This window comes from Micromonospora sp. 050-3 (assembly GCF_046549335.1).
Lineage (GTDB): Bacteria > Actinomycetota > Actinomycetes > Mycobacteriales > Micromonosporaceae > Micromonospora > Micromonospora trifolii.
In genome coordinates, this window is the sequence record NZ_JAJPVX010000002.1 from 353982 (window position 1) to 374949 (window position 20968).

The window sequence follows — 20968 nt, forward strand, 5'->3', positions numbered from 1 at the left end:
TGAGCGGGATGTCGGGCGAGTTCCTCGGTTCGGGCGACCCTGCCTACGAGGCCAAGGTGCTGATGATCTCGGTAGCGGCACGGATGGCGGGGATGCATCCACAGACCCTGCGCCAGTACGACCGACTGGGGCTGGTGCAGCCCGGCCGGGCCGCTGGTGGCGGGCGTCGCTACAGCGTCCGCGACGTGGTGCTGCTGCGCGAGGTGCAGCGGCTCAGTCAGGACGACGGGATCAACCTGGCCGGCGTCAAGCGGATCATCGGGCTGGAGCGGCTGCTGGAGCAGGCGCAGCAGCGGGTGGCCCGGCTGGAGGCGGAGCTGGACGCCGCGTACCGCCGGGTGGCGGAGTTGGAGTCGCTGGCCCGCTTTCCGGGCCGGGATCTGGTGCCGACCAACCGCACGTCCACAGCCCTGGTGGTGTGGCGCCCCCGCCGCACGCCCGATCGCTGAGCTACCGCTCACCCGGATCTGTCTTATCGGCCCGGACCACGCTGGATTTCCCGGCGCGGTCCGGGCCGCTTCGGTTAGCCTGTCAATAAGGGTCCAATCGGCTTAATCCGGACCTACCGGCATGGCGAGGGGGAGCGATGGCGGAACCGGCGAAGAAGGTGGCCCAGCAGACCGAGGACCGGTTGGAAAATCTGGCCGAGACCGTCCGCAAGAAGTTCGACAAGGTGACCGAGGGGACCTACCGGGACCGGATCATCGCGGGCCGGTTCGCCGAAGACGGCGACCACGCCGGCGAACGGGGCCGAGCCGAGACGGAACGCAAGCAGGACTGACCGGTGACCGACGTGCGGGCCGGGACCCACGGGGGGTCCTGGCCCGTTCGCCATAACCAATGCGGGCCGGGACGCGGGGATGCCGTAGCGGGGGTCCCGGCCCGTTCGCCATAACCAATGCGGCCGGGGCTCAGCCGAGGCGGCGGTTTTCGCGGACCAGACCGCCCTCGCACCAGTCCCGGTAGACGAAGAGGTCCGGTCGGGCCAACAGCACCCGGCCGTTGTGTGCCCAGATCTTCATCAGCTCGTCGCCGTCACGCTCGGCCTGTTCGACGAGCTTGCGGAAGCGGCGCTTGGGGTGGGCGCGGAAGTTCGTCCGGATGCCGTCGGCCGCGTAGATGTAGAGGCAGTGCAGCGCGAACCGCCGGGCCGGGCAGGTTGGATCCATTGCCAACTCGAAGAGTGTCACCACCAGCCGGTCGCCGGAGACCAGAAGGTCCCAGTCGGGTGGCATCGAGGCCAACGGCACCGAATCAGGCTGGTACGCCCATGCCCGCAACTCCGCCGGAGTCGGATCGACGGGGTTGGCGAAGCCGTGGAAAGTCGACTCCTGCACGCTCACCGGCCAACCTTCCGCTCTCGCCCGCGTCTGGCAACGCTGCCTGCGGACCCTGGCTGCTGGGGCGAAACGGTAACCCGCCGTCGGGTGCTGCGGTAGTACCCGCGAGGAGCAATTCCGCAACCGTTGGCACGGGCCGGTCCATTGCATCGACAGCGCAGCCGATGATGCTCCTATGACAATCCACGTTAGACGGTTCCAGCGGGGCGCCGAGGCCGAGTTCGTCGTGGGGCTGGAGTGGCTTTTCGCCCCTCCCGGTAGCCGTCCCGTGGATTGGGACCACGACCGCGCCGTCGAGCGGACCGGGCAATTGCTCGCCCACGAGGACGTCGCACTCTTCGAGGCACGATCGGACGAGGATCAGCTGGTCGGCGTCGCCAGCGTCTACCTGGACATCCTCTCGGTGCGCTTCGGCCGTCGGGCGTCGATCGAGGATCTCGCTGTGCACCCCGAGTGGCGCTCCCGGGGTGTCGGCTCCCGCCTCCTCGCGGCGGCCAGGGCGTGGGCGCACGAACAGGGTGCCGACTACGTCTTCCTGGAGTCCGGCCTGGCCCGAACGGAGGCGCACCGCTTCTACCTCCGCGAGGGTGCGACCCACGCCGCCGCGGCGTTCAGGTGGAGCTCAGTGCAATGATTCGACGATCGGGGTTTGCTCCCGCCGCTGGGCCGCCGCGCGGTTGCGCAGCCACCGCTTGAACCACGGGAAGTCGGGCAGCCGAGCCAGGACCGGCCCGGTCACCACGGTGATCAGGACGTACGTCGCGGCCAGCGCCGCCAACCGCGGCTCGACGCTCCCGGCGGCCACCGCGAGACCGGCGATGACGATGGAGAACTCACCGCGAGGTACGAGCGCCAGGCCGGCCCGCCATCGACCAGGTTCCGCGATGCCGACCCGGCGGGCCGCGAGGTAGCCGGTGAGCGTCTTCGTCGCCATGGTGACCACGGCCAGGGCGAGTGCCGGCAGCAGCACCGGCGGAATGTCCTGCGGGTCGGTGGTCAGGCCGAAGAAGACGAAGAACACCGCGGCGAACAGGTCCCGCAGGGGCGAGAGCAACTCGGTGGCGTGGTGCGCCACCGGGCCGGAGAGGGCGATGCCCACCAGGAACGCGCCGACCGCCGCCGACACCTGGAGCGACGCGGCAATGCCCGCGATCAGCAACGTCAGACCGAGTACGCCGAGCAGCAGCGCCTCCGGGTCCTTCGCCGACAGGGCGGACGAGATCAGGTGGCCGTACCGGATGGCGACCACCAGCACGATCAGCACCGTGCCCACAGCGACGGTGAGCGCGATCCCGCCGCCGAGCAGGCCGGTGCCGGCCAGTACGGCGGTGACGAGCGGCAGGTAGAGGGCCATCGCCAGGTCCTCGATGACCAGCACCGAGAGGATCACCGGGGTTTCCCGGTTACCGAGCCGGCCCAGGTCGGCGAGGACCTTGGCGATCACCCCGGAGGAGGAGACCCAGGTGATGCCGCCGAGTACCAGGGCGGCGACCCAGTCCCAGCCGAGCAGCAGGGCAAACCCCGCGCCGGGCAGCGCGTTGAGGACGCCGTCGATCAGCCCTGCCGGTGCCGCCGAACGCAGGTTGCCGACGAGTTCGTTGGCCGAGTACTCCAGGCCGAGCATCACCAGCAGAAGGATTACGCCGATCTCGGCGCCGACTGCGAAGAACTCCTCGCTGGCGTCCAGCGGCAGCAGCCCGCCGTGCCCGAACGCGAGCCCGGCGAGCAGGTAGAGAGGAATGGGAGAGAGGCCGAAGCGCCGGCTGAGCCGGCTGAGGAGCCCGAGCAGCAGCAGCAGCGCACCGACTTCGATGAGCAGCGTGGTGAAATCGTGCATCCGCCTCAGCCGTCCGGGTCACTGTCGGCGAGGATGGCGGAAACGCCGTCGAGACCTCTACGGGTCCCGACAACGACCACCACGTCGCCGGCCGCGAAGCGGAAGGAGGGGAGTGGCGAAACGATGACTTCGCCTTCACGCAGTACAGCCACGATCGAGGCGCTGGTGCGGGTACGCGCCTTGGTGTCGCCGAGCTTCCGGTTGACGTACGGGGACCCGGCCGTGATGGCGATCTGCTCGGTGAGCAGACCGGCGGCCTGCTCCCGGAGCCCGGAGAGCTGGCCGAGCATCAGCGACGCGCCGAGGATGTCGGCCAGAGCCTCGGCCTCGTCGTCGGTCAGCGGGATGTCCGCCTGGCAGGCGTCGGGATCGTCGGGATCGTAGAGAACGAGATCACGGCGGCCATTGCGGTGGGAAACGACGCCCAGGCGGCGTCCGGACTCCGTCACCAGATCGTGACGTACCCCGATCCCGGGTAAGGCGGTCTGCTCGACACGTACTCGCACCCTCCAAGGCTACCGCTTCGTGAACAGAATGCAGATCTTGGACGGACAGCGCCCCTAGGGTCGGCGCCCGCCCCGGTCGAGCGGAGCGGGCACCGATCAACCGAGTCAGCGCAGGCTGGCGAAGAACTCGCGGATGTCGGCGACCAGCACCTCGGTGGCCTGGTGGGCCGCGTAGTGGCCGCCGACGTCGCCCCGGCCGTCGACGTCGGTCTCGTACGCCGTCCACCGGACGATGTTCGCGTGGTCCCGCTCGGCGAAGCGGCGGATGGACTGGAAGTCGCCGGGGAACATGGCCAGCGCGGTCGGAGCGGTGGTCGGCTCGGTCGGCGGCTCGCCGGCGTGCGCGTCCTCCCAGTAGAGCCGTATCGCCGAGGCGGCCGTGCCGGTGAACCAGTAGAGCGCCACGTTGGCCAGGATGAAGTCGGCGTCCAGGCTCTCGTCGAAGAGCTGGGCGTTCCAGGCGAGCAGCCCCACCGGCGAGTCGGCCAGCGCGAACGCCAGGGTCTGCGGCTGCTGACTGTGCACCTGGTTGAAGGAGAACTTGTTCTCGTAGAACCACTGGAGGTGCCCGAGCGCCGCCTGGTCCGCCTCGGAGAGCCCGGCGAACTCGGCCGGGTCGCCGGAGGGGAACGAGAAGAGCTGGGTGACGTGTACGCCGAGCACCCGCCCCGGGTCGACCCGGCCCAGCTCGGGCGCGACCATCGAGCCGGCGTCGTTGCCGACCGCGCCGTAGCTGTCGTACCCCAGGCGGTTCATCAGCTCGGCCCAGGCGCGGGCGATGCGGAACCAGTTCCAGCCGGCGGCGCGGGTCGGGCCGGAGAAACCGAACCCGGGCAGCGACGGAACGACCACGTGGAAGGCCGGCGCGTCCGGGTCGCTCGGCTCGGTGAGCGGGGCGATCACGTCGAGGTACTCCAGCACCGAGCCGGGCCAGCCGTGGGTGAGCACCAGCGCCGTGGCGTCCGGCCGGGACGACCGGACGTGCAGGTAGTGGATCTGCTCGCCGTCGATCTCGGTGACGAACTGCGGGTGGGCGTTCAGGCGGGCCTCGACGGCTCGCCAGTCGAACTCGCCCCGCCACCGGTCGACGAGGGTGCGCACCCGGTCGTTGCTCATCCCGTACGAACCGCCGGCGCCGGGCAGGTCGGCGGGCCAGAGGGTGCGGTCCAGCCGGGCGGCCAGGTCGTCGAGGGCGGTCTGAGGGATCTCGACGCGGAACGGGCGGATCGCGGTGTCGCTCATGACGGAACTCCTTCGGAACGGAATGTTTCGTTCTGTAATCACCATAGCAGAGCGGAACGATCCGTTCCACTGTTAGGCTGGGGGCATGTCAACGACTTCCGGCAAGACGCTGGGCGGTCGCCGCGCCCAGGCCGCCCGCAACGACGAGGTCATCCTCGAAGCCGCCCGCGCCGTCTTCCTCGACGACCCGAAGGCCCCGATCGCCGCCGTCGCCGAACGCGCGGGCGTCGGGATCAGCGCTCTCTACCGGCGGTACGCGGGCAAGGAGGACCTGCTGCGCCAGCTCTGCCACGACGGGCTGCGCCGGTACGTCGCTGAGGCCGAGACCGCCCTCGCCGAGCCCGACGACTGGCCCGCGTTCACCGGCTTCCTGGCCCGCGTGGTCGACGCCGACGTGCACTCGCTCACCGTCCACCTGGCCGGCACCTTCACCCCGACCGAGGAGATGGGTCGGGACGCGATGCGCGCCGGCGAGTTGGCCACCGCACTGGTCGACCGGGCCCACGCCAGCGGGCGGCTGCGCTCCGACGCTGTCGTACACGATCTGGGGTTGTTGTTGGAGGCGTGCGCCGCGGTCCGCGTACCCGATCCGGAGCGGACCCGCCAACTGCGCCGGCGGCAGCTCGCGGTCCTGCTGGCCGGCCTGTCGTCGGTGCCGGACGCGGACCCGCTGCCCGGCCCGCCCCCGGCGGCCGGCGAGTTCGACTGGCGGTGGCGGCGCCGGGAGTGATGGGCATCACGCGCTAAGGTTGAGCGGAATACGCTCAACTCTGGTTGTGTCCAACCCAATGGACAACGCCGATCCGGGGGAGCCCATGAACACCGAAAGACTCACCACCAAGAGCCGCGAAACCATCACGGGCGCTGTCGCGCTGGCCAACCAGCGTGGTCACGCCACCGTGGAGCCCTGGCACCTACTCCTGTCACTCCTGGACACCGACGGCTCGACCGCCACCGGTCTGCTGCGCGCCGTCGGGGCCGACCCGACCGAGCTGCGCCGGGCCGCCCAGCGCGCTGTCGACAACCTGCCGGCCGCGCGCGGCTCCAGCATCGCCGAGCCGACGTTGGCTCGGGAGTTCGTCAACGCCATCGGCGCCGCCGAGCAGATCGCCCGGCCGCTGAGCGACGAGTACACCTCCACCGAGCACCTGCTCGCCGGTCTGGCCCGGGTGGGTGGGGCAGTGTCCGGCGCGTTGAAGACCGCCGGTGCCACCGAGGAGGCACTGGTCGCCGCCTTCCCGACAGTTCGCGGTGGGGACCGTCGGGTCACCACCGCCGACCCCGAGCAGACCTACCAGGCCCTGACCAAGTACGGCGTCGACCTCACCGCCAGCGCCCGGGACGGCAAGATCGATCCGGTCATCGGCCGGGACTCCGAGATCCGTCGGGTCATCCAGGTGCTCTCCCGGCGTACCAAGAACAACCCGGTGCTGATCGGCGAGCCCGGCGTCGGCAAGACCGCGATCGTCGAGGGCCTGGCCCAGCGCATCGTCACCGGCGACGTGCCCGAGTCACTGCGCGACAAGAAGCTGATCTCGCTGGACCTCGGCGCGATGGTCGCCGGCGCGCAGTACCGCGGCCAGTTCGAGGAGCGACTGAAGTCCGTCCTGGAGGAGATCAAGAACTCCAACGGGCAGGTCATCACGTTCCTCGACGAGCTGCACACAGTCGTCGGCGCCGGCAAGGGCGAAGGCTCGATGGACGCCGGCAACATGCTCAAGCCGATGCTGGCCCGTGGTGAGCTGCGGATGGTGGGCGCCACCACGCTGGACGAGTACCGCGAGCACATCGAGAAGGACCCGGCGCTGGAGCGCCGTTTCCAGCCGGTGCTGGTCGGTGAGCCGACCATCGAGGACACCATCGGCATCCTGCGTGGGCTCAAGGAGCGCTACGAGGTGCACCACGGCGTACGGATCACCGACGCCGCGCTGGTCGCCGCCGCGACGCTGTCCGACCGTTACATCACCGACCGGTTCCTGCCCGACAAGGCGATCGACCTGGTCGACGAGTCCGCGTCCCGGCTCCGGATGGAGATCGACTCCCGTCCGGTCGAGGTGGACGAGATCGAACGGGCGGTCCGCCGGTTGGAGATCGAGGAGATGGCTCTGGCCAAGGAGCCGGACGCCGCCTCGGCCGAGCGGTTGGAGCGGCTCCGCAAGGAGTTGGCCGACAAGCGTGAGCAGCTCACAGTGCTCTCCGAGCGCTGGCAGACGGAGAAGAGCCACATCACCAAGCTCTCCACCGCCAAGGAGGAGTTGGAACGTCTCGGCGGTGAGGCCGAGCGGGCCGAGCGGGACGGCGAGCTGGAACGCGCCGCCGAGCTGCGCTACGGCCGGATCCCCGCCCTGAAGGTCGAGCTGAAGCAGGCCGAGGAGGAACTGGCCCAGCTCCAGGCCGACGGCGCGATGCTCAAGGAGGAGGTCGGCGCGGACGACATAGCCGCGGTGGTCGCCGCCTGGACCGGCATTCCCGCCGGCCGCCTGCTGGAGGGTGAGACGGCCAAGCTGCTGCGGATGGAGGATTCGCTGGGCGGCCGGGTGGTCGGCCAGACCGAAGCGGTCGGCGCGGTCTCCGACGCGGTACGCCGTGCCCGGGCCGGTATCGCCGACCCGGATCGCCCGACCGGCAGTTTCCTCTTCCTCGGCCCCACCGGTGTCGGCAAGACGGAGCTGGCCAAGGCCCTCGCCGAGTTCCTCTTCGACGACGAGCGGGCCATGGTCCGCATCGACATGAGCGAGTACGGCGAGAAGCACTCGGTCGCTCGCCTGGTGGGTGCGCCGCCCGGCTACGTCGGCTACAACGAGGGTGGTCAGCTCACCGAGGCGGTGCGCCGACGGCCGTACTCGGTGGTGCTGCTGGACGAGGTGGAAAAGGCCCACCCGGACGTCTTCGACGTGCTGCTCCAGGTGCTCGACGACGGGCGGCTCACCGACGGCCAGGGCCGCACCGTGGACTTCCGCAACGCGATCCTGATCCTCACGTCCAACCTCGGGTCGTCGGTGATCAGCGACCTGACGCTCGCCGATGAGCAGCGCCGGGAGGGCGTGCTGGCCGTGGTCCGGTCGCACTTCAAGCCGGAGTTCCTCAACCGGCTCGACGACATCGTCGTCTTCGCCTCGCTACGCGGGGACGACCTGCGTTCCATCGTCGACATCCAGCTGAACCGGATGCGAAACCGTCTTGCGGACCGCCGATTGGCACTGGACGTCACCGAGTCCGCCCGTGAGTGGCTGGCCGAGCACGGCTACGACCCGATCTACGGTGCCCGCCCGCTCCGTCGCCTCGTCCAGACGGCAATTGGAGACCAACTGGCCAAGGCCCTCCTGAGCGGATCAATCCGCGACGGCCAAACGGTGAAGGTAGACCGCGCCCCCAACGCCAACGCCCTGGAGGTAACCCCCGCCTGACCCACCCGAACACGTTGATCAAGAGGTTTGCGTCAGCCCGCGTCTTCTCATGACGCAAACCTCTTGATCAACAGGGTGGGGCGGGGGCGGGTGGGGAAAGAGGTGGGGCATGTTTGGGATTGGGAAGAAGAAATGGGAGCGGGAACTTGGTGCGGCCGCCGACACGTTGGCGGCGGCTGACACGCTCGCCTTTGGTGGGGTGGGGATCGCGGGCACGCTGTTGCCGGTGACGGAGGCGTACGAGCAGATCTCTGCCGCTCTCGACGACCACCCCGAGGAGGTACGCCGCCAACTCGACCGGGTGCTGACCGACGGCACACCCGCCGGCCGGGCGTACGCGGCCACGCTGCTGGAGCGCGTCGACCCGGAAGCGGCCCGAGCGGCCTGGACGTCGCTGCGGGACGATCCGAGCGAGTTCACCACCTTCGTGGGGTGCGTGATGGACCGCGAAACCCTCGGCACGTACGCCAGCCGGCGGCTCGCCGCAGCATGATCCATTCGCCGGTCGGTACTGCCCGATTGGTCCTGCCGGTCGCCGTCCACGGGCCGTACGTTGCGGGCCATGAGCCCGCCCGTCGCCGCGCCGCGTCCGCCCCGCCCGGCCACAGTGACCATCGCCTTCTGGCTGCAACTGGCAGTGGTGCTGGTGCTGCTCGGCCTGGCCGCGCTGACGGTGGCCGAGGCGGTGCACTTCGATGGCCAGATCGACCGCGCGGCACGACTGGTGCCGGACGCCGACCCGGACGAGGTGGCTGGCGAGCGGCAGGGCAACGTCGCGATGACGCTGATCCTCGGTGTGCCGGCGGTGTTGCTCGCGATCTGGCTGGCGGCCACCGCCGTTCCGGTCCGGCGGGGCGCCAACCTCGCACGGATCCTGGTCTTCGTCGCCAGTGGCGCGCAGTTGCTGGTCTGCTTCGCGCAGTGCTGTTCCGGCGGGTTTCTCGTGCCGCTGCTGACCATGCCGGAGATGGGGGACGAGCCGCCACCGGACTGGGACGAAGAGTGGGAGACCTCGACGTTCTTCGACACGCTCTACTCCGGCACCGATCCCTGGGACGACCTGTTCTTCCCCGCGGCAGGGCTGGGTGTGCTCACCGTCCTGGCCCTCTCCGCGGCCGTGGTCCTGCTGCTGGCGCTGCCACCGGCGAACCGCTGGTTCGTGCCGCGTACCGCGAACGAGGCGCTGCCCGGCCCGGCCTGGGTGATGCCCGTCCCCACCTACGCCCCGACCGGTTACGGATACCCGACAGCTCCGTTCGTGCCGGGCTTCCTGCCGCCGAGCCAGCCCCTCCCACCCGGCTACCTGATCTGCCCCGACCCGGCCGCGCACCTGACGCCGGGCGCGCCGGGCACCTCACCAGGGCCAACCGGACCGTCGACGGCGCCTCCGCAGGACACTCCCGACGGCCTTCGCTAGCTGAGCTGTCGGCCACAGCGCGGGCCTTCCTGGTGCCGAAAGTTGTTACCGTCTGCGCCGACGTACCTGGGGAGGTGGTCGGGTGGACGCGCTGGTGACGTGCCTGGTGGCGGCTGTTGCCGTACTCGCGGTGGTAGTGGTCGTCGGGCGGGCCCGCCGGCGGCCGACGGGCCCGCCCGACGGCCAGCCGACAGAGCCGCCGCGCGGCGGCCCGCTTCGCCTGACCCCGGGCGACCGCGTGCGCATCCGCGAGCGGGAGTACGCGGTGAGCGCCACGATCCGCCTGGTCGAGGGCGACTGGAGCTGGGTGCAGCACCTCCTCGACGACGACGCCGGCACCCGCCACCGGCTCTCCGTGGAGGACGGCCCCGAAGTCGAGCTGGTGTTCTGGACCGCCGAACCGGGCGCCACCGTCACACCGGGCGCCCCGACCATCGAACTCGGTGGGCGGCGCTACACCTGGGCCGAGACCGGGCAGGCGCGTTACACAGCCACCGGCGAGACCGAGCTGCCGTCGACCGGGACTATGCGCTACCACGACTACCAGTCCGGCGGCGCCGCGCGGCTCTCCTTCGAGGCGTACGGCGAAGAGGGTTGGCGGGTGGCCCGTGGTGACCTGCTCGACCCCGCCGACCTGACGATCCGACCGCCCCAGGCCTGAGTCCCGCTGAGCCGGACCGGGCGGACGCGCCGGGCTCGTCACGGCATGCCGAACTGGCCGGTTGTCGATACGGTGTGGGCGCGATCTTAGGGAAGGAGAATCGTGGTCGATTCCCAGAGCACGCCGGCCCGTCAGCGGCCATCCATTGTGTCGATTTCCAGTTACCTGCTTTTCCTGTTCCTGGCACTCCAGGTGATCAGTCTGATCATCACGCTCAGCACCTTCGGCAAGACGCGGGACGCACTCCGTGAGGCGTACGCGGGCAGCGCCACCGACGGTGAGCAGGTGGCCGACGTCTTCGCCGTCATCGGCATCGGCGGAAGCATCGTCCTGCTGCTACTCGCTGTCGTTCTGGGCGTGTTGGCCCTGTTCAACAACCAGGGCCGCAACGGCGCCCGGATCACCACCTGGATCGTCGGCGGCATCATGGTCTGCTGCGTCGGTGGTGGTCTGCTCAGCAACGCGGCGGGCGGGTTCAACACCGGTGGCGGGACTAGCGACGGGCCGAGCCCGGAGGAGATCCAGCGCCGCCTGGAGGAGGCACTGCCCTCCTGGGTGACCCCGGTCAGCCTCCTGCTCGGTGTGCTCAGCCTGATCGCGCTGATCACGGCGCTGGTCCTGCTGGCGCTGCCGAAGGCGAACCCGTTCTTCCGCAAGCCCACAGCGGGCTGGGAGCCGCCCACCCCGGGCGCCAGCTACCCGGGTCCGCAGGCGCCCGGTCAGCCGGGCTACCCGCAGGCATCGGGTGAGCCGGGTTATCCGTCGAGTGGGGAGCCGAGCTACCCGCCGCCGGCAGCCCGGCCGGACGACACGCCGCCCACGGATCGGCCCGGGTCAACCCCGCCGTCGACGAGCTGACGGCTCGATAAGCACGACGCCGACGATCCCTCCGAGTAGGTTGCAACCCGACGCCTACCGGAGGGATTCGTCGTGTCGTACCCGGAATCGGCACCGGCCCGCCGGCCCGCCGCCGTCCTGTCAGCCGCGACAGTGCTGTTGGTGATGGCGGTCGCCGCGCTCGCGTACGCCGTGGTGGACCTGGTGGTGCTGGGCGGGACTGTCGACGCGTTCCGCTCCGCCGCCCGCGACACCTCGGCGAGCCCGGAGCAGATCGACGACGTGGTGACTCTGCTCCGCGCGTCCGCGGTGCTGTCGGCGGTGGTGGCGGTGCTCTCCGCGCCGCTGCTCGCCGGCCTGGCCCTCGGGCTGCTGGCCGGTCGCAACGGCGTCCGGGTGGCGACCTGGGTGGTCAGCGGGCTCGGCGTGCTCGCCGGCTGTTGCAGCGTGGCGGTGGTCGTCGGCGAACGGGCCGCGCCACTGCAACTGGGCTCCGGCGAACAGGCTCTCGCCGAGTTGCTGGGTCTGATCGGCGACGCGCACCCGTCCTGGTGGATCCCGCTCAACGCCGGGCTTTCCGTCGCACAGGCGCTCGGTTACCTTGTAGTAGCTACGCTGCTGGCGCTGCCGGCGGCGAACAGCTGGTTCGGCCGTCACCGCTCGACGGCGCCAACCGCGCCGCCCATGTTCACGCCCGCCCCGCACCAGCCCCCGTCGGCGCCGCACGCGCCCCCGTACCCGCCCAGGTGAGGACCACCCCGTGACGCTCGACCCCACGACTGCCGAGCGCCGAGCCCTGATCACCGGGGCCACCGCCGGCATCGGCGCGGCGTTCACGCGACGACTGGCCGCCGACGGCTGGCACCTGGTGCTCGTTGCCCGCGACGCGGCGCGCCTCACCGAGTTGGCCACCGAGTTGGGCTCCACGTACGGACGCGAGGTGGAGACGATCCCGGCGGATCTGTCCACCGACGACGGCTGCGCCATCGTGGAGCAGCGGCTCGCCGACGGCAGCCCGGTGCACCTGCTGGTCAACAATGCGGGGATCAGCCTCAACAAACCGTTCCTGCGCTCGACGGCGGAGGACGAGGCACGACTGTTGCGACTCAACGTGCACGCGGTCATGCGGCTGACCCTTGCGGCGCTTCGACCGATGACTGAACGGCGAAATGGGGCAGTGATAAATGTCTCTTCGGTCGCCGGGTTCGGCACGGCGATGCCCGGATCGACGTACTCCGCCAGCAAGGCGTGGGTCACCAACTTCAGTGAGTCCGTCGGGCAGTCGGCGCGGCCGTTCGGCGTTCAGGTGATGGCCCTCTGCCCCGGCTACACCCGCACCGAATTCCATCAGCGAGCCGGCATCAACATGTCCAAGACACCGGAGTGGCTGTGGCTGCGGGCCGAGGATGTGGTGGACGAAGCCCTGCGTGACCTGCGCAAAGGCAAGATGGTCAGCATCCCGGCGTGGAAGTACAAGGTGGTTGTTGCCGGCATGCGACACGCGCCGCGGCGGCTGCTCCAGGCGGTCGCTCGGGACACCCGCGGCCGGATCGGTCGCGACGAGCGCTGAGCCTCGACCGGCCCGCCGACACCGAGCGAATGGTGGGACGGCGTTGGCGCGCCGCTGTCGGGCCAGTTGCTGAGCGTAGTCGAACATCGCCAGTCATCGGTTCCCCCCGAGGCTGATCAGGGTGGACCCCGCACACGGCGTTCAGAGTTGCGCAGTAACCTCTATCGCCATGGGGGACCACGACGACCTGCGTAAATTCATTACCGACCTGGCTGTGGTCCACGGCCGGGTCGTGCTCTCGTCGGGGCGCGAGGCAGACTGGTATGTGGATCTGCGGCGCGTCACGCTCCATCACCGGGCCGCTCCTCTGGTCGGCCGGGTGTTGCTCGACCTCACCGCCGACTGGGAGTTCGACGCCGTCGGGGGCCTCACCCTGGGGGCGGATCCTGTCGCGCTCTCGATGCTGCACGCCGCCGCTCCGACCGGCCGGGCCCTGGACGCCTTTGTGGTGCGCAAGGCGGGCAAGGCTCACGGTCTACAGCGGCGAATCGAGGGACCGGAGGTGGCTGGCCGCCGAGTGTTGGCGGTGGAGGACACATCCACGACGGGCGGAAGTGTTTTGACGGCTGTCGAGGCGCTTCGCGAGGCCGGGGCGGAAGTCGTGGGCGTGGTGGTTATTGTTGATCGAGGCGCCGGCGACGCGGTGCGAGCCGCCGGATTGCCGTACCGGGCGGCCTATACGTTGGCTGACCTCGGCCTTGTGGCGTAAAAGTCTGCCGATTCGGATCTGCTGATATGCAGGCGGATCGATGCTGCTGGTGGAAGGATGGAATACGTGGGAACTGCGTTGGCCGAAATGACTATGCCTCAGATCTCGCCGCTAAACGGCGAGCCGATCGAACGTGCCGATGCCGAGCGTCTCGCCGGGGTCCTCAAGGCCCTTGCTGATCCTGCTCGGTTGCGGCTGCTCAGCCTGATCCAGTCGGCCCCCGAGGGCGAGGCGTGCGTCTGTGACCTGACGGCGCCGCTCGGCCTCTCTCAGCCGACGGTCAGTCACCACCTGCGCATCCTCACCGAGGCTGGCTTGTTGCAGCGGGAGAAGCGCGGTGTCTGGGCGTACTACAGCCTGGTCCCGAGTGCGATCGCGACGATCGCCGACCTGCTGACCCCGCCGCGTAAGCGGGCCACCAAGAAGGCCCGCTGACGTAGGCACCACACGCCGTCCCGAGCTGGGGCGGCGTCCGGTGGCGAGCCAGGGGTGGCGCCACCGGTGGTTGACACCTGCTCGTCCCCGGTCGCACCACCGGAGGCCGGGTTCGACATGCCGACGGCCGACCCCCTCACCAGGGGGCCGGCCGTCGTCGTACCGCTCAACGGTCCTGACCGTGCTCCGGGCGCTGACGACCGTGCTGGTCGTGGTCGAACGCCTCGCGGGCCGCCTCCACAGCGCCGGCGGCACTGGCCGCCGCGACCACCGCGACCGCCTCGCCGCGCTTACGAGCCCGCCGGTCGCGAAGGAACTCGAAGAAGATCGGCAGCACCGAGATCAGAATGATCAGAGCCACCACCGGCAGGATGTAGTGGTCGATCTTGTCGCCGATGGCCTGGTAGATCTGCTCGGCCAGCAGGTAGCCGATCAGCAGGATGCCGTCCACCCAGAGCACCGCGCCGACGATGTTCCAGAGCAGGAACGTCTTCGCCGGCATGCCGAGCGCGCCCGCGACCGGGTTGAGGAACGTCCGGACGATCGGAATGAAGCGCGCCAGCACGACGGCCTTCGCCGGGCCGAACTTCTGGAAGTAGTACTCGGCCTTCTCCACGTACTCCTTCTTGAAGAGCCGGGAGTTCGGCCGCTCGAACATCGGCCGGCCGTACCGCGCGCCGAGCCAGTGCCCCAGTTGGGCACCGACGATCGCGCAGATCGGACCACCGATCAGCAGGCCGACGAGGGAGAGGCGGGTGCCGTCGCCGAAGATCGCGTCCGCCACCGGTGACGAGGCGACCCCGGCGAGGAACAGCAGCGAGTCACCCGGGAAGAAGAAGCCCACCAGCAGGCCGGTCTCGGCGAAGAGGATCACCCACACGCCGATCAGCCCGAAGGTCTGCAACAGATCCTTGGGATCGAGCGGGTTCAGGGCGACGCTCTCCACGAGAGCGCGGGTCTTCTCAGCTGTGTCCACGGCCACAAAGGGTACCGAAGCCCAGGGCCCCGGCCGCGCCGGACCGGCCCGTCACCACCCGCCCGCGTCGTGGGGTCGTGGCGTCCAACGACGGTGCCCCGCCGACCGTGTGGTCGACGGGGCACCGGTGGTGCGGGGTGGGTCAGGCGACGAAGCGGGTCCGGCGGCGCTTGGCCACCAGGTAGCCGCCAGCGCCCGCGGCGAGCAGCAGCGCGCCGAGGCCGGCGATCAGGCCGGTGGACTGACCGGTGATCGGCAGCGAACCGCCGTCACCGTCACCACCGCCCGTGCCACCGTCGCCACCGTTGGCCGCGCCCTTGATCACGAAGGCAGCCGTGTCGTTCTTCGAGTCGAGGTCGGCCACGGTCGAGCCATTGCCGTCCAGGTTGAAGTGCCGCAGGTGAACAGCACCCGGGGCGCCAGCCAGCTTGTCGATGCGCAATCCGAACTCGAACACCGCACTGTCACCCTTGTGCAGCGTGTCGTACCACTCGCAGAAGTAGAGGCGAGCGCCGGGCTCGCCGTACCCGCCGATCTCTTCGCCGTCCTTGACCGGCGAGCACTGGTCCGGCGCCGTCACGGCGGTGGCACCGGCCGGGATCGTGATCTCTACGGCGGTGACCAACTCGTCCGGAGAGTACGAGTTGATCATTGCCGGCCCGTTGTTGACGAAGCCGACCTTGGCGTTCACCGTCTTGCCGACGGCGCCGCTCACTTCGGCCCCGGTGGCGGCCGCGTCGGCACGCTGGCTGCCGGTCACGGTTGCCATGATCGCCGTGAAGTTGTTGCTGGAGTCCTTGTCGGTCTGCCGGAGCCGCTGGGCCTGTGCCTTCGAAGCCGGCACCAGGGTCAGCTCAGCGCCGGTCCCCTTCTCCCACTTGTCGACCGGGATCGGGAAGTCCGCGAGGAACTCGGCCCAGTCTCCATCGGCGAACCATGCACCCGAGCCGTACTGCTTGCCTGGCGCCCAGGCGTCCGAGGCGATCTTCAGCGTGGACGAGGAGTCCAACTGCAGGACCGCATTGGGCTCGATCTTCTGGTCGTACGAGCATTTCGCAAAGTTCGTCCCGAATGCCTGCAGGTAGGAGCAGTTCGAGTGTCGCGAGGTGGCGATACCGGGAGTGGTCGTGATGAGGAGGACGGCGCCATTCGTGGGCTTGTCACCCACGTTCGCGACCCGCAGCGGCGCCTTCAGCGACGACCCCGGCGCGCCCGAGACTTCGAGAACCTCGTCAGCCTTCAGGTCCACGCCCTCGCCGACCTCGACGGTGGACTTGGTGGTGACGCTTGCCCTGCCCTTCGCCGCCAAGGTGAGGGCCAGGTCACCCTTCTTCCCGACCGATGCGGAGTCCTTGGCCTCGACGGTCAGATCGAGGACGTAGTCGATGGTGTCGGCGCCCTTGAGGGTGCAGGTGATGACCGATCCTGCCTCCGAGCAGCCCGGCAGCGCGTCCGTCAGAGTGACCTTGGCGAAGTCCGTCACGGCGGCGCGGTCAACAGTGATGGTGAAGGTCTCGGGCAGTGCCTCGGTGAAGGCCTGCAAGGTGACCGCTTTGGTCTCGCCGCCGGATGCGATGAGCACGTTGTTGGCGTACAGGAAGACCTCGTTCGAGGGCTCCTCGACGGCGGAGGCCGGGCTGGCGGAGGCAGCGACGAACGCGCCTGCTACGCCCAGTCCGGCGAGCCAACGCCGGGTGGAGTGGGTGAGCATGAGGGGGGTTCCTCCAGTTGGGGGATCAGGTGGAGCCTGCGGATCTTAAGGAATCGCTAAGGCTGATTGCATCCCCCGGAGCCGCCCACTGGATAAGACGAACCAAAAGGTTGATCAGAGTCACCGCAACGTTCGGTCGGTCCGCTTCCGTCATTTGTGGCAGGAGCCCCGGGAGGTGCAGTGACGTACGAGGAGTTCGCGGACACGCGGCTGGCCCCGCTACTGCGGTACGCGGTCATGCTGACCGGCGAACCGCACCAGGCTCAGGATCTGGTCCAGGAGACGATGGTCCGGGTCCAGCTCAACTGGCGTCGGGTCGCCCGCGCGGACTCGCCCGAGCGTTACGTACGCCGGATGCTCACCAACCAGTACGTCGACTGGCGGCGCGGCTCGTGGGTCCGCCGGGTGCTGCTGCGCGGGGAGCCCGACACGTCGGTGCCGATGCCCACCGACCATGCGCAGTCCGCCGTGGACCGGGATCAGGTCTGGTCCTGGCTGTCCCGGCTGCCGCGTCGGCAGCGGGCGGCTCTGGTGCTGCGCTACTACGAAGACCTGCCCGACGTCGAGATCGCCGACATTCTCGGCTGTGCCGTCGGGACCGTCCGTTCGTCCATCTCCCGGGCCCTGGCCACGCTCCGGGCCGAGTACGTGGAGGTGTGAAAATGATGGAGGATGACCTGCGTGCCGCGTTCGTCCGGCACGAACCGTTGACCCCGTCGACGGGTCCGCTGCGGGTCGCGATCGACCGCCTCGCCGCCGTTCGCCGCCGCCGTCGACAGCGGTTCCAGGCCGCCGGCGTCACGCTCGCCCTGCTCGGCGCGCTCGGAGTCGGGGTGCCGCAACTGCGCCCCGATCGGCCGGTGGAGGGCCCGTCGTTGTCCGGTCAACCGGCTGGCGCGCAGTCCGGGGCGCTGAACGTCCTGCTGGTCGGGGTGGACGGCTTCGGCGAGCAACCGTCGTACCGGTTGGCGGACTCCGTCCTGCTGGTGCACATCCCGGCCGACCGGAGCCGGCCGTACCTCATCTCGTTGCCGCGCGACCTGGAGGTCTCGATCCCCGGCCGGGGGGTCGAGAAGCTCAACAGCGCGTTCTACACCGGTGCCGGCGAACCCCGGCCCGACCTGGACGCCGGCTACGACCTGACCCGCCGGGTGGTCGCCGACCTGACCGGGGTACGCATCGACGCTGGCGCGGTGCTGACCTTTGCCGGGCTGCGCCGGATCACCGAGGCGGTCGACGGGGTGGAGGTGTGCCTACCGAAGGAGGTTCGGTCCTGGCACACCCGCCGGACCTTCCCGGCCGGCTGTCAACTGCTCGACGGGGATGCCTCCGTCGACCTGCTGCGGCAACGGCGGTATCTGCCCGACGGCGCGTCCGACCGGGACCGTAACGCCCAGCGCTACGTCGCCGGGCTGGTCCGGCGGGCGGTCGCCCAGGACGTGCTGACCAATCCGGTCCGGCTCACCGCGCTGCTGTCGGCTGCCGGTAAGGGGCTGGCGGTCGACGACGACGGCCTGCCGCTGACCAGGCTGGTGGCGGTGCTACCCGAGCTGGAGAGCGTCGACCCGGTGGGGCTCAGCCTGCCGGTCGGCCCCCCGGCGGGCAACGCTTCGCGACTGCCGCTGGACCCGAAGCAGGGCCCGGAGTTCCTCGCCGCGCTGCGCGAGGATCGGTTGGCGCAGTGGGTGGCGCAGCACCCGGAGCAGGTCAATCCCGTCCGATGACGGACGAGGACAGCACGACGACGCCCCGCCGGCCCGGTACGGGTCGGCGGGGCATCGGTCGGGTCGGGGCTGGTCAGGCGGCGAAGCGGCCGCCGTGGCGTCGGGCGAGCAGGTAGCAGCCCACACCGGTGACGAGCAGCAGGGCGCCGATGCCGGCGATCAGGTTGGTGGGGGCGCCGGTGATGGGCAGCGAACCACCGCCACCGCCACCGCCACCGTCACCATCGCCCTGGCCACCGCCGCCCTGGGCCGCGTTGACCACGATGGTGGCCTTGTCGTTGGCCGGTTTGATGTCGTCCTGGAAGCCCTCGCCGGCGGGGCACTCGCACGGCGCGTTGACCCGCACCGCTCCCCGGGCGTTGGGGATGACCTTGTCGATACGCAGCCGGAACTTGGTGGTGTAGGTCTGCCCGGCCACCAGGAGCATCTCCGAGGCGCACAGGTACGTGCGGGTGGTGTCCTGCCGCAACCAGCAGTTGTCGGGGACCTCGACGGCGGTGGTGCCCGGCGGTAGCTCGACGTCGGTGTGGGTGGCGGCCTCGAAGTCTGCGTTCGTCCCGTCGAGCGTTGCCGGGCCGTTGTTCTGGAAGCCGACGGTCGCCGTGACGACGGCGCCGGCCGCGCCCTTGAGCGTGGCGCCGATCGCCGCGAGGTCGGTGCCGTTCTTGCCGGTGGCCTTGATGGTCCACCCGGTGTAGTCGTAGCCCGGGCCGACATCGGTCTGGTCGGCCTGCCGCACGCTGGCGGCGGGTGCCCCGGTCAGAGTCAGCTTCGGGCCGCTGCCGGGAGTGCCCGCTCGTGCGCCGACGGCCGCCCGTACCCGGGTCAGGTCCTCGAAGTCGGCAGTGGTCATGAACTGGGCGTAGCCGGACTGGTTGGTCGGCGCGTACGTGTCCTTGGCGAGTTCGAAATTCAGCGTGGTGGCCAGCCCGGTGCCCAGCGGGATGTCCACGTCGAACTGGCAGGAGACCAGGTGGTCGTCGGCGTAGCGGCAGTTGCTGAACCGGTCCTTGGTGCGGATCGAGTAGCTGAGGTCGAAGACCGCCACGAATCCGTTGATGACCCTGTCGCCGGCGTTGGCCACCACCAGTGGCACCGTGAACTTCCCACCGGGCTTGGCGGAGAGTTCGGTGAACGGCCCGCCGGTCAGGTCGACCCCCTCACCGACCCGGACACGGGAGGTGTAGCTGCCGCGCCGCCCGCCGGCCGCCTGGAAGCTGACAGCGACGTCGCCGGAGTCGCCGAGCTGCGCATCTTCGGTGAGGCCGAGGTTCACCCGCTTGGCCCCGTTGCGGTAGATCCCGTTGCCGAGCGGCGGCAGCTCGTACAGGGTGACATCGGAGGGCTCCGCGCAGACCAGAACGCCCGGCTCCGGCGCGGTGCACTTCTGGCCGTCGGCCGGAGTCACAGTGAGCTTGTCGGCCAGGGAGCGATAGTCGTACCGCACGGAGACGTCGCTGAGGACCGTCGGCTCGTCGGCGTACAGCAACAGGCCGCGGATGGTCGCCTCCGAGCCGATGGCCAGTGTGGCGTCCTGGAAGTAGGGCTTGATCGTGGGTGCGGCGACGGCGGGGGCGGCGGAGACGACGATCAACGCGCCGGCGGCGCCGAGCCCGGTCAGCCAGCGGAGCGAGTGCTTGAGCATTGGGGTCCTCCCGTGGGGGTACAGGTGGCGCTCGTCCAACCTAGGGAGGCCCCGACTCCTCCGGTAACCCCTCTCGGATCGATATTTGTCTAATGACCCGAACGGTTGAACACCCCTGTCGCAACGGGCAGCGGACCCCGCGACGGAATCAGCGGTAGTCGTCCTCGTCCGCGGTGACCACCCGGGCCTGCTCCATCGCGTCCCAGTCGTCGACTTCCAGGCCGCGGTGCGGCTCACTGTCGACGTCGGCCGGGCCGGCAACAGTGGCCTGCTCGACCGCGTCGGCCGGGTCCGCCTCGGGGTCGCGTTCGTCGGGCGCGAGGTGGTCGCCGGGGGTGAAGTCCTCGTCGGGCTGGCCCATCATCCCTCCCGGGGGTCTCGGGGCATGGCTTCCACCCACCGTACGGGTTGGGCCGGCGCACCGCCCGGAAGCGGAGTAGGCGGAATCAGCCCTCGGCGACGCGACCCGGTGCCAGGATGGTGCCGTGGGCTTCCTCATCAGACTGGCGATCACCGCTGTCGCGTTGTGGATAACCACGCTGATCGTGCCCGGGGTCGACGTGCATGGTCGATCGGGTGGCAACACCGTCCTCACCCTGATCGTGGTGGCGCTGATCTTCGGCGTGATCAACGCGGTGCTCAAGCCGGTGATCCGGGTCGTCGGCTGTGTGTTCTACCTGCTGACCCTGGGCCTGTTCGCGCTGGTGGTCAACGCGTTGCTGTTCCTGCTCACCGACCGGATCGCCAGCGGGCTCGACCTGCCGTTCCAGGTGGACGGATTCTGGCCGGCGTTCTGGGGAGCCATCGTGATGACAGTGGTGACCTGGTTGATCAGCGTCATCGTGCCGGACAACCTGGACCGGCGGTGAACGGCCAGCACCGGGTCGGTTGTTCCGGCGCACCTCACCTGCGGGATACTTCCGGGCGGAGGACAGCGCGGTCCGGCGCACA

The 20968-nt window shown here is 69.9% G+C and carries 24 protein-coding genes; 16 read left to right on the plus strand and 8 right to left on the minus strand.

Annotated elements, in window-relative coordinates:
- Positions 1 to 8: 8 nt before the first annotated feature.
- Together ACLJOK_RS16590 and ACLJOK_RS16595 are read left to right on the plus strand one after the other, a co-directional pair.
- Positions 9 to 449: a heat shock protein transcriptional repressor HspR gene (locus ACLJOK_RS16590; RefSeq protein ID WP_030332087.1), complete on the plus strand. Its 441-nt coding sequence runs from the start codon at positions 9 to 11 to the stop codon at positions 447 to 449.
- A gap of 137 nt (positions 450 to 586) precedes the next feature.
- On the plus strand, positions 587 to 781 hold the full coding sequence (locus ACLJOK_RS16595) for a hypothetical protein (protein ID WP_210782997.1): 195 nt from the start codon (positions 587 to 589) through the stop codon (positions 779 to 781).
- Positions 782 to 911: 130 nt separating this feature from the next.
- On the opposite strand, the gene ACLJOK_RS16600 is transcribed toward ACLJOK_RS16595, so the two are convergent.
- On the minus strand, positions 912 to 1343 hold the full coding sequence (locus ACLJOK_RS16600; RefSeq protein WP_410819733.1) for a hypothetical protein: 432 nt from the start codon (positions 1341 to 1343) through the stop codon (positions 912 to 914).
- A gap of 172 nt (positions 1344 to 1515) precedes the next feature.
- On the opposite strand from ACLJOK_RS16600, the gene ACLJOK_RS16605 reads away from it, so the two are divergent.
- The gene (locus ACLJOK_RS16605) at positions 1516 to 1974 is read left to right on the plus strand and encodes a GNAT family N-acetyltransferase (protein WP_410819734.1); all 459 of its coding nucleotides are present in this window, start codon (positions 1516 to 1518) and stop codon (positions 1972 to 1974) included.
- On the opposite strand, the gene ACLJOK_RS16610 is transcribed toward ACLJOK_RS16605, so the two are convergent.
- The 3 genes from ACLJOK_RS16610 to ACLJOK_RS16620 form a co-directional block, all read right to left on the minus strand.
- Entirely contained in the window at positions 1963 to 3177 is a 1215-nt protein-coding gene (locus tag ACLJOK_RS16610) for a cation:proton antiporter (RefSeq protein ID WP_410819735.1), read from the minus strand. The genes ACLJOK_RS16605 and ACLJOK_RS16610 overlap by 12 nt on opposite strands.
- A gap of 5 nt (positions 3178 to 3182) precedes the next feature.
- Positions 3183 to 3683 (minus strand): cation:proton antiporter regulatory subunit, encoded by a 501-nt coding sequence (locus ACLJOK_RS16615; RefSeq protein ID WP_124815967.1) that lies wholly within the window; start codon positions 3681 to 3683, stop codon positions 3183 to 3185.
- A 105-nt stretch (positions 3684 to 3788) separates the two neighbouring features.
- Positions 3789 to 4925 (minus strand): epoxide hydrolase family protein, encoded by a 1137-nt coding sequence (locus ACLJOK_RS16620; RefSeq protein ID WP_410819736.1) that lies wholly within the window; start codon positions 4923 to 4925, stop codon positions 3789 to 3791.
- Positions 4926 to 5010: 85 nt separating this feature from the next.
- Here ACLJOK_RS16620 and ACLJOK_RS16625 point away from each other — a divergent pair, with 85 nt between their 5' ends.
- From ACLJOK_RS16625 to ACLJOK_RS16670, 10 genes are all read left to right on the plus strand, one after another.
- Positions 5011 to 5655 carry a TetR/AcrR family transcriptional regulator gene (locus ACLJOK_RS16625; protein WP_410819737.1) on the plus strand — a complete coding sequence of 215 codons (645 nt, stop codon included), beginning with the start codon at positions 5011 to 5013 and terminating at the stop codon, positions 5653 to 5655.
- An 85-nt stretch (positions 5656 to 5740) separates the two neighbouring features.
- Positions 5741 to 8332, plus strand: a complete 2592-nt coding sequence (gene clpB / locus ACLJOK_RS16630) for an ATP-dependent chaperone ClpB (protein WP_410819738.1) — start codon at positions 5741 to 5743, stop codon at positions 8330 to 8332.
- Between the two features lie 109 nt (positions 8333 to 8441).
- Positions 8442 to 8825 carry a hypothetical protein gene (locus ACLJOK_RS16635; protein ID WP_410819739.1) on the plus strand — a complete coding sequence of 128 codons (384 nt, stop codon included), beginning with the start codon at positions 8442 to 8444 and terminating at the stop codon, positions 8823 to 8825.
- Positions 8826 to 8894: 69 nt separating this feature from the next.
- Positions 8895 to 9749 (plus strand): hypothetical protein, encoded by an 855-nt coding sequence (locus tag ACLJOK_RS16640; protein ID WP_410819740.1) that lies wholly within the window; start codon positions 8895 to 8897, stop codon positions 9747 to 9749.
- An 82-nt stretch (positions 9750 to 9831) separates the two neighbouring features.
- Complete coding sequence (locus ACLJOK_RS16645) at positions 9832 to 10410, plus strand: DUF4178 domain-containing protein (RefSeq protein WP_410819741.1); 579 nt, start codon at positions 9832 to 9834, stop codon at positions 10408 to 10410.
- A 102-nt stretch (positions 10411 to 10512) separates the two neighbouring features.
- Entirely contained in the window at positions 10513 to 11268 is a 756-nt protein-coding gene (locus tag ACLJOK_RS16650; RefSeq protein ID WP_410819742.1) for a hypothetical protein, read from the plus strand.
- Positions 11269 to 11340: 72 nt separating this feature from the next.
- Entirely contained in the window at positions 11341 to 11997 is a 657-nt protein-coding gene (locus ACLJOK_RS16655; RefSeq protein ID WP_410819743.1) for a hypothetical protein, read from the plus strand.
- 10 nt (positions 11998 to 12007) lie between these two features.
- The gene (locus ACLJOK_RS16660) at positions 12008 to 12817 is read left to right on the plus strand and encodes an SDR family NAD(P)-dependent oxidoreductase (protein ID WP_238677609.1); all 810 of its coding nucleotides are present in this window, start codon (positions 12008 to 12010) and stop codon (positions 12815 to 12817) included.
- A gap of 169 nt (positions 12818 to 12986) precedes the next feature.
- A complete protein-coding gene (pyrE, locus tag ACLJOK_RS16665) occupies positions 12987 to 13526 on the plus strand; it encodes an orotate phosphoribosyltransferase (RefSeq protein WP_112586136.1) in 540 nt (179 codons plus the stop codon).
- A 57-nt stretch (positions 13527 to 13583) separates the two neighbouring features.
- Positions 13584 to 13961 carry an ArsR/SmtB family transcription factor gene (locus ACLJOK_RS16670; RefSeq protein ID WP_030332125.1) on the plus strand — a complete coding sequence of 126 codons (378 nt, stop codon included), beginning with the start codon at positions 13584 to 13586 and terminating at the stop codon, positions 13959 to 13961.
- A gap of 166 nt (positions 13962 to 14127) precedes the next feature.
- Here the strand turns inward: ACLJOK_RS16670 and ACLJOK_RS16675 are convergent, their stop codons facing one another.
- Positions 14128 to 14943: a DedA family protein gene (locus ACLJOK_RS16675; protein ID WP_410819744.1), complete on the minus strand. Its 816-nt coding sequence runs from the start codon at positions 14941 to 14943 to the stop codon at positions 14128 to 14130.
- Positions 14944 to 15079: 136 nt separating this feature from the next.
- Positions 15080 to 16648, minus strand: coding sequence for an LPXTG cell wall anchor domain-containing protein (locus ACLJOK_RS16680; protein ID WP_410819745.1), 1569 nt, complete (start codon positions 16646 to 16648; stop codon positions 15080 to 15082).
- Positions 16649 to 16828: 180 nt separating this feature from the next.
- Between ACLJOK_RS16680 and ACLJOK_RS16685 the strand changes: the two genes are divergently transcribed.
- Both ACLJOK_RS16685 and ACLJOK_RS16690 read left to right on the plus strand, forming a co-directional pair.
- Positions 16829 to 17308 carry a SigE family RNA polymerase sigma factor gene (locus tag ACLJOK_RS16685; RefSeq protein ID WP_410819746.1) on the plus strand — a complete coding sequence of 160 codons (480 nt, stop codon included), beginning with the start codon at positions 16829 to 16831 and terminating at the stop codon, positions 17306 to 17308.
- A gap of 2 nt (positions 17309 to 17310) precedes the next feature.
- Positions 17311 to 18372 (plus strand): LCP family protein, encoded by a 1062-nt coding sequence (locus ACLJOK_RS16690; protein WP_410819747.1) that lies wholly within the window; start codon positions 17311 to 17313, stop codon positions 18370 to 18372.
- 73 nt (positions 18373 to 18445) lie between these two features.
- Here ACLJOK_RS16690 and ACLJOK_RS16695 read toward each other — a convergent pair whose 3' ends face one another.
- Together ACLJOK_RS16695 and ACLJOK_RS16700 are read right to left on the minus strand one after the other, a co-directional pair.
- Complete coding sequence (locus tag ACLJOK_RS16695; protein WP_410819748.1) at positions 18446 to 20017, minus strand: LPXTG cell wall anchor domain-containing protein; 1572 nt, start codon at positions 20015 to 20017, stop codon at positions 18446 to 18448.
- A gap of 148 nt (positions 20018 to 20165) precedes the next feature.
- A complete protein-coding gene (locus ACLJOK_RS16700; RefSeq protein ID WP_410819749.1) occupies positions 20166 to 20378 on the minus strand; it encodes a hypothetical protein in 213 nt (70 codons plus the stop codon).
- A gap of 124 nt (positions 20379 to 20502) precedes the next feature.
- On the opposite strand from ACLJOK_RS16700, the gene ACLJOK_RS16705 reads away from it, so the two are divergent.
- Positions 20503 to 20886, plus strand: coding sequence for a phage holin family protein (locus ACLJOK_RS16705; protein ID WP_238677616.1), 384 nt, complete (start codon positions 20503 to 20505; stop codon positions 20884 to 20886).
- The last annotated feature ends 82 nt before the right edge of the window (positions 20887 to 20968 follow it).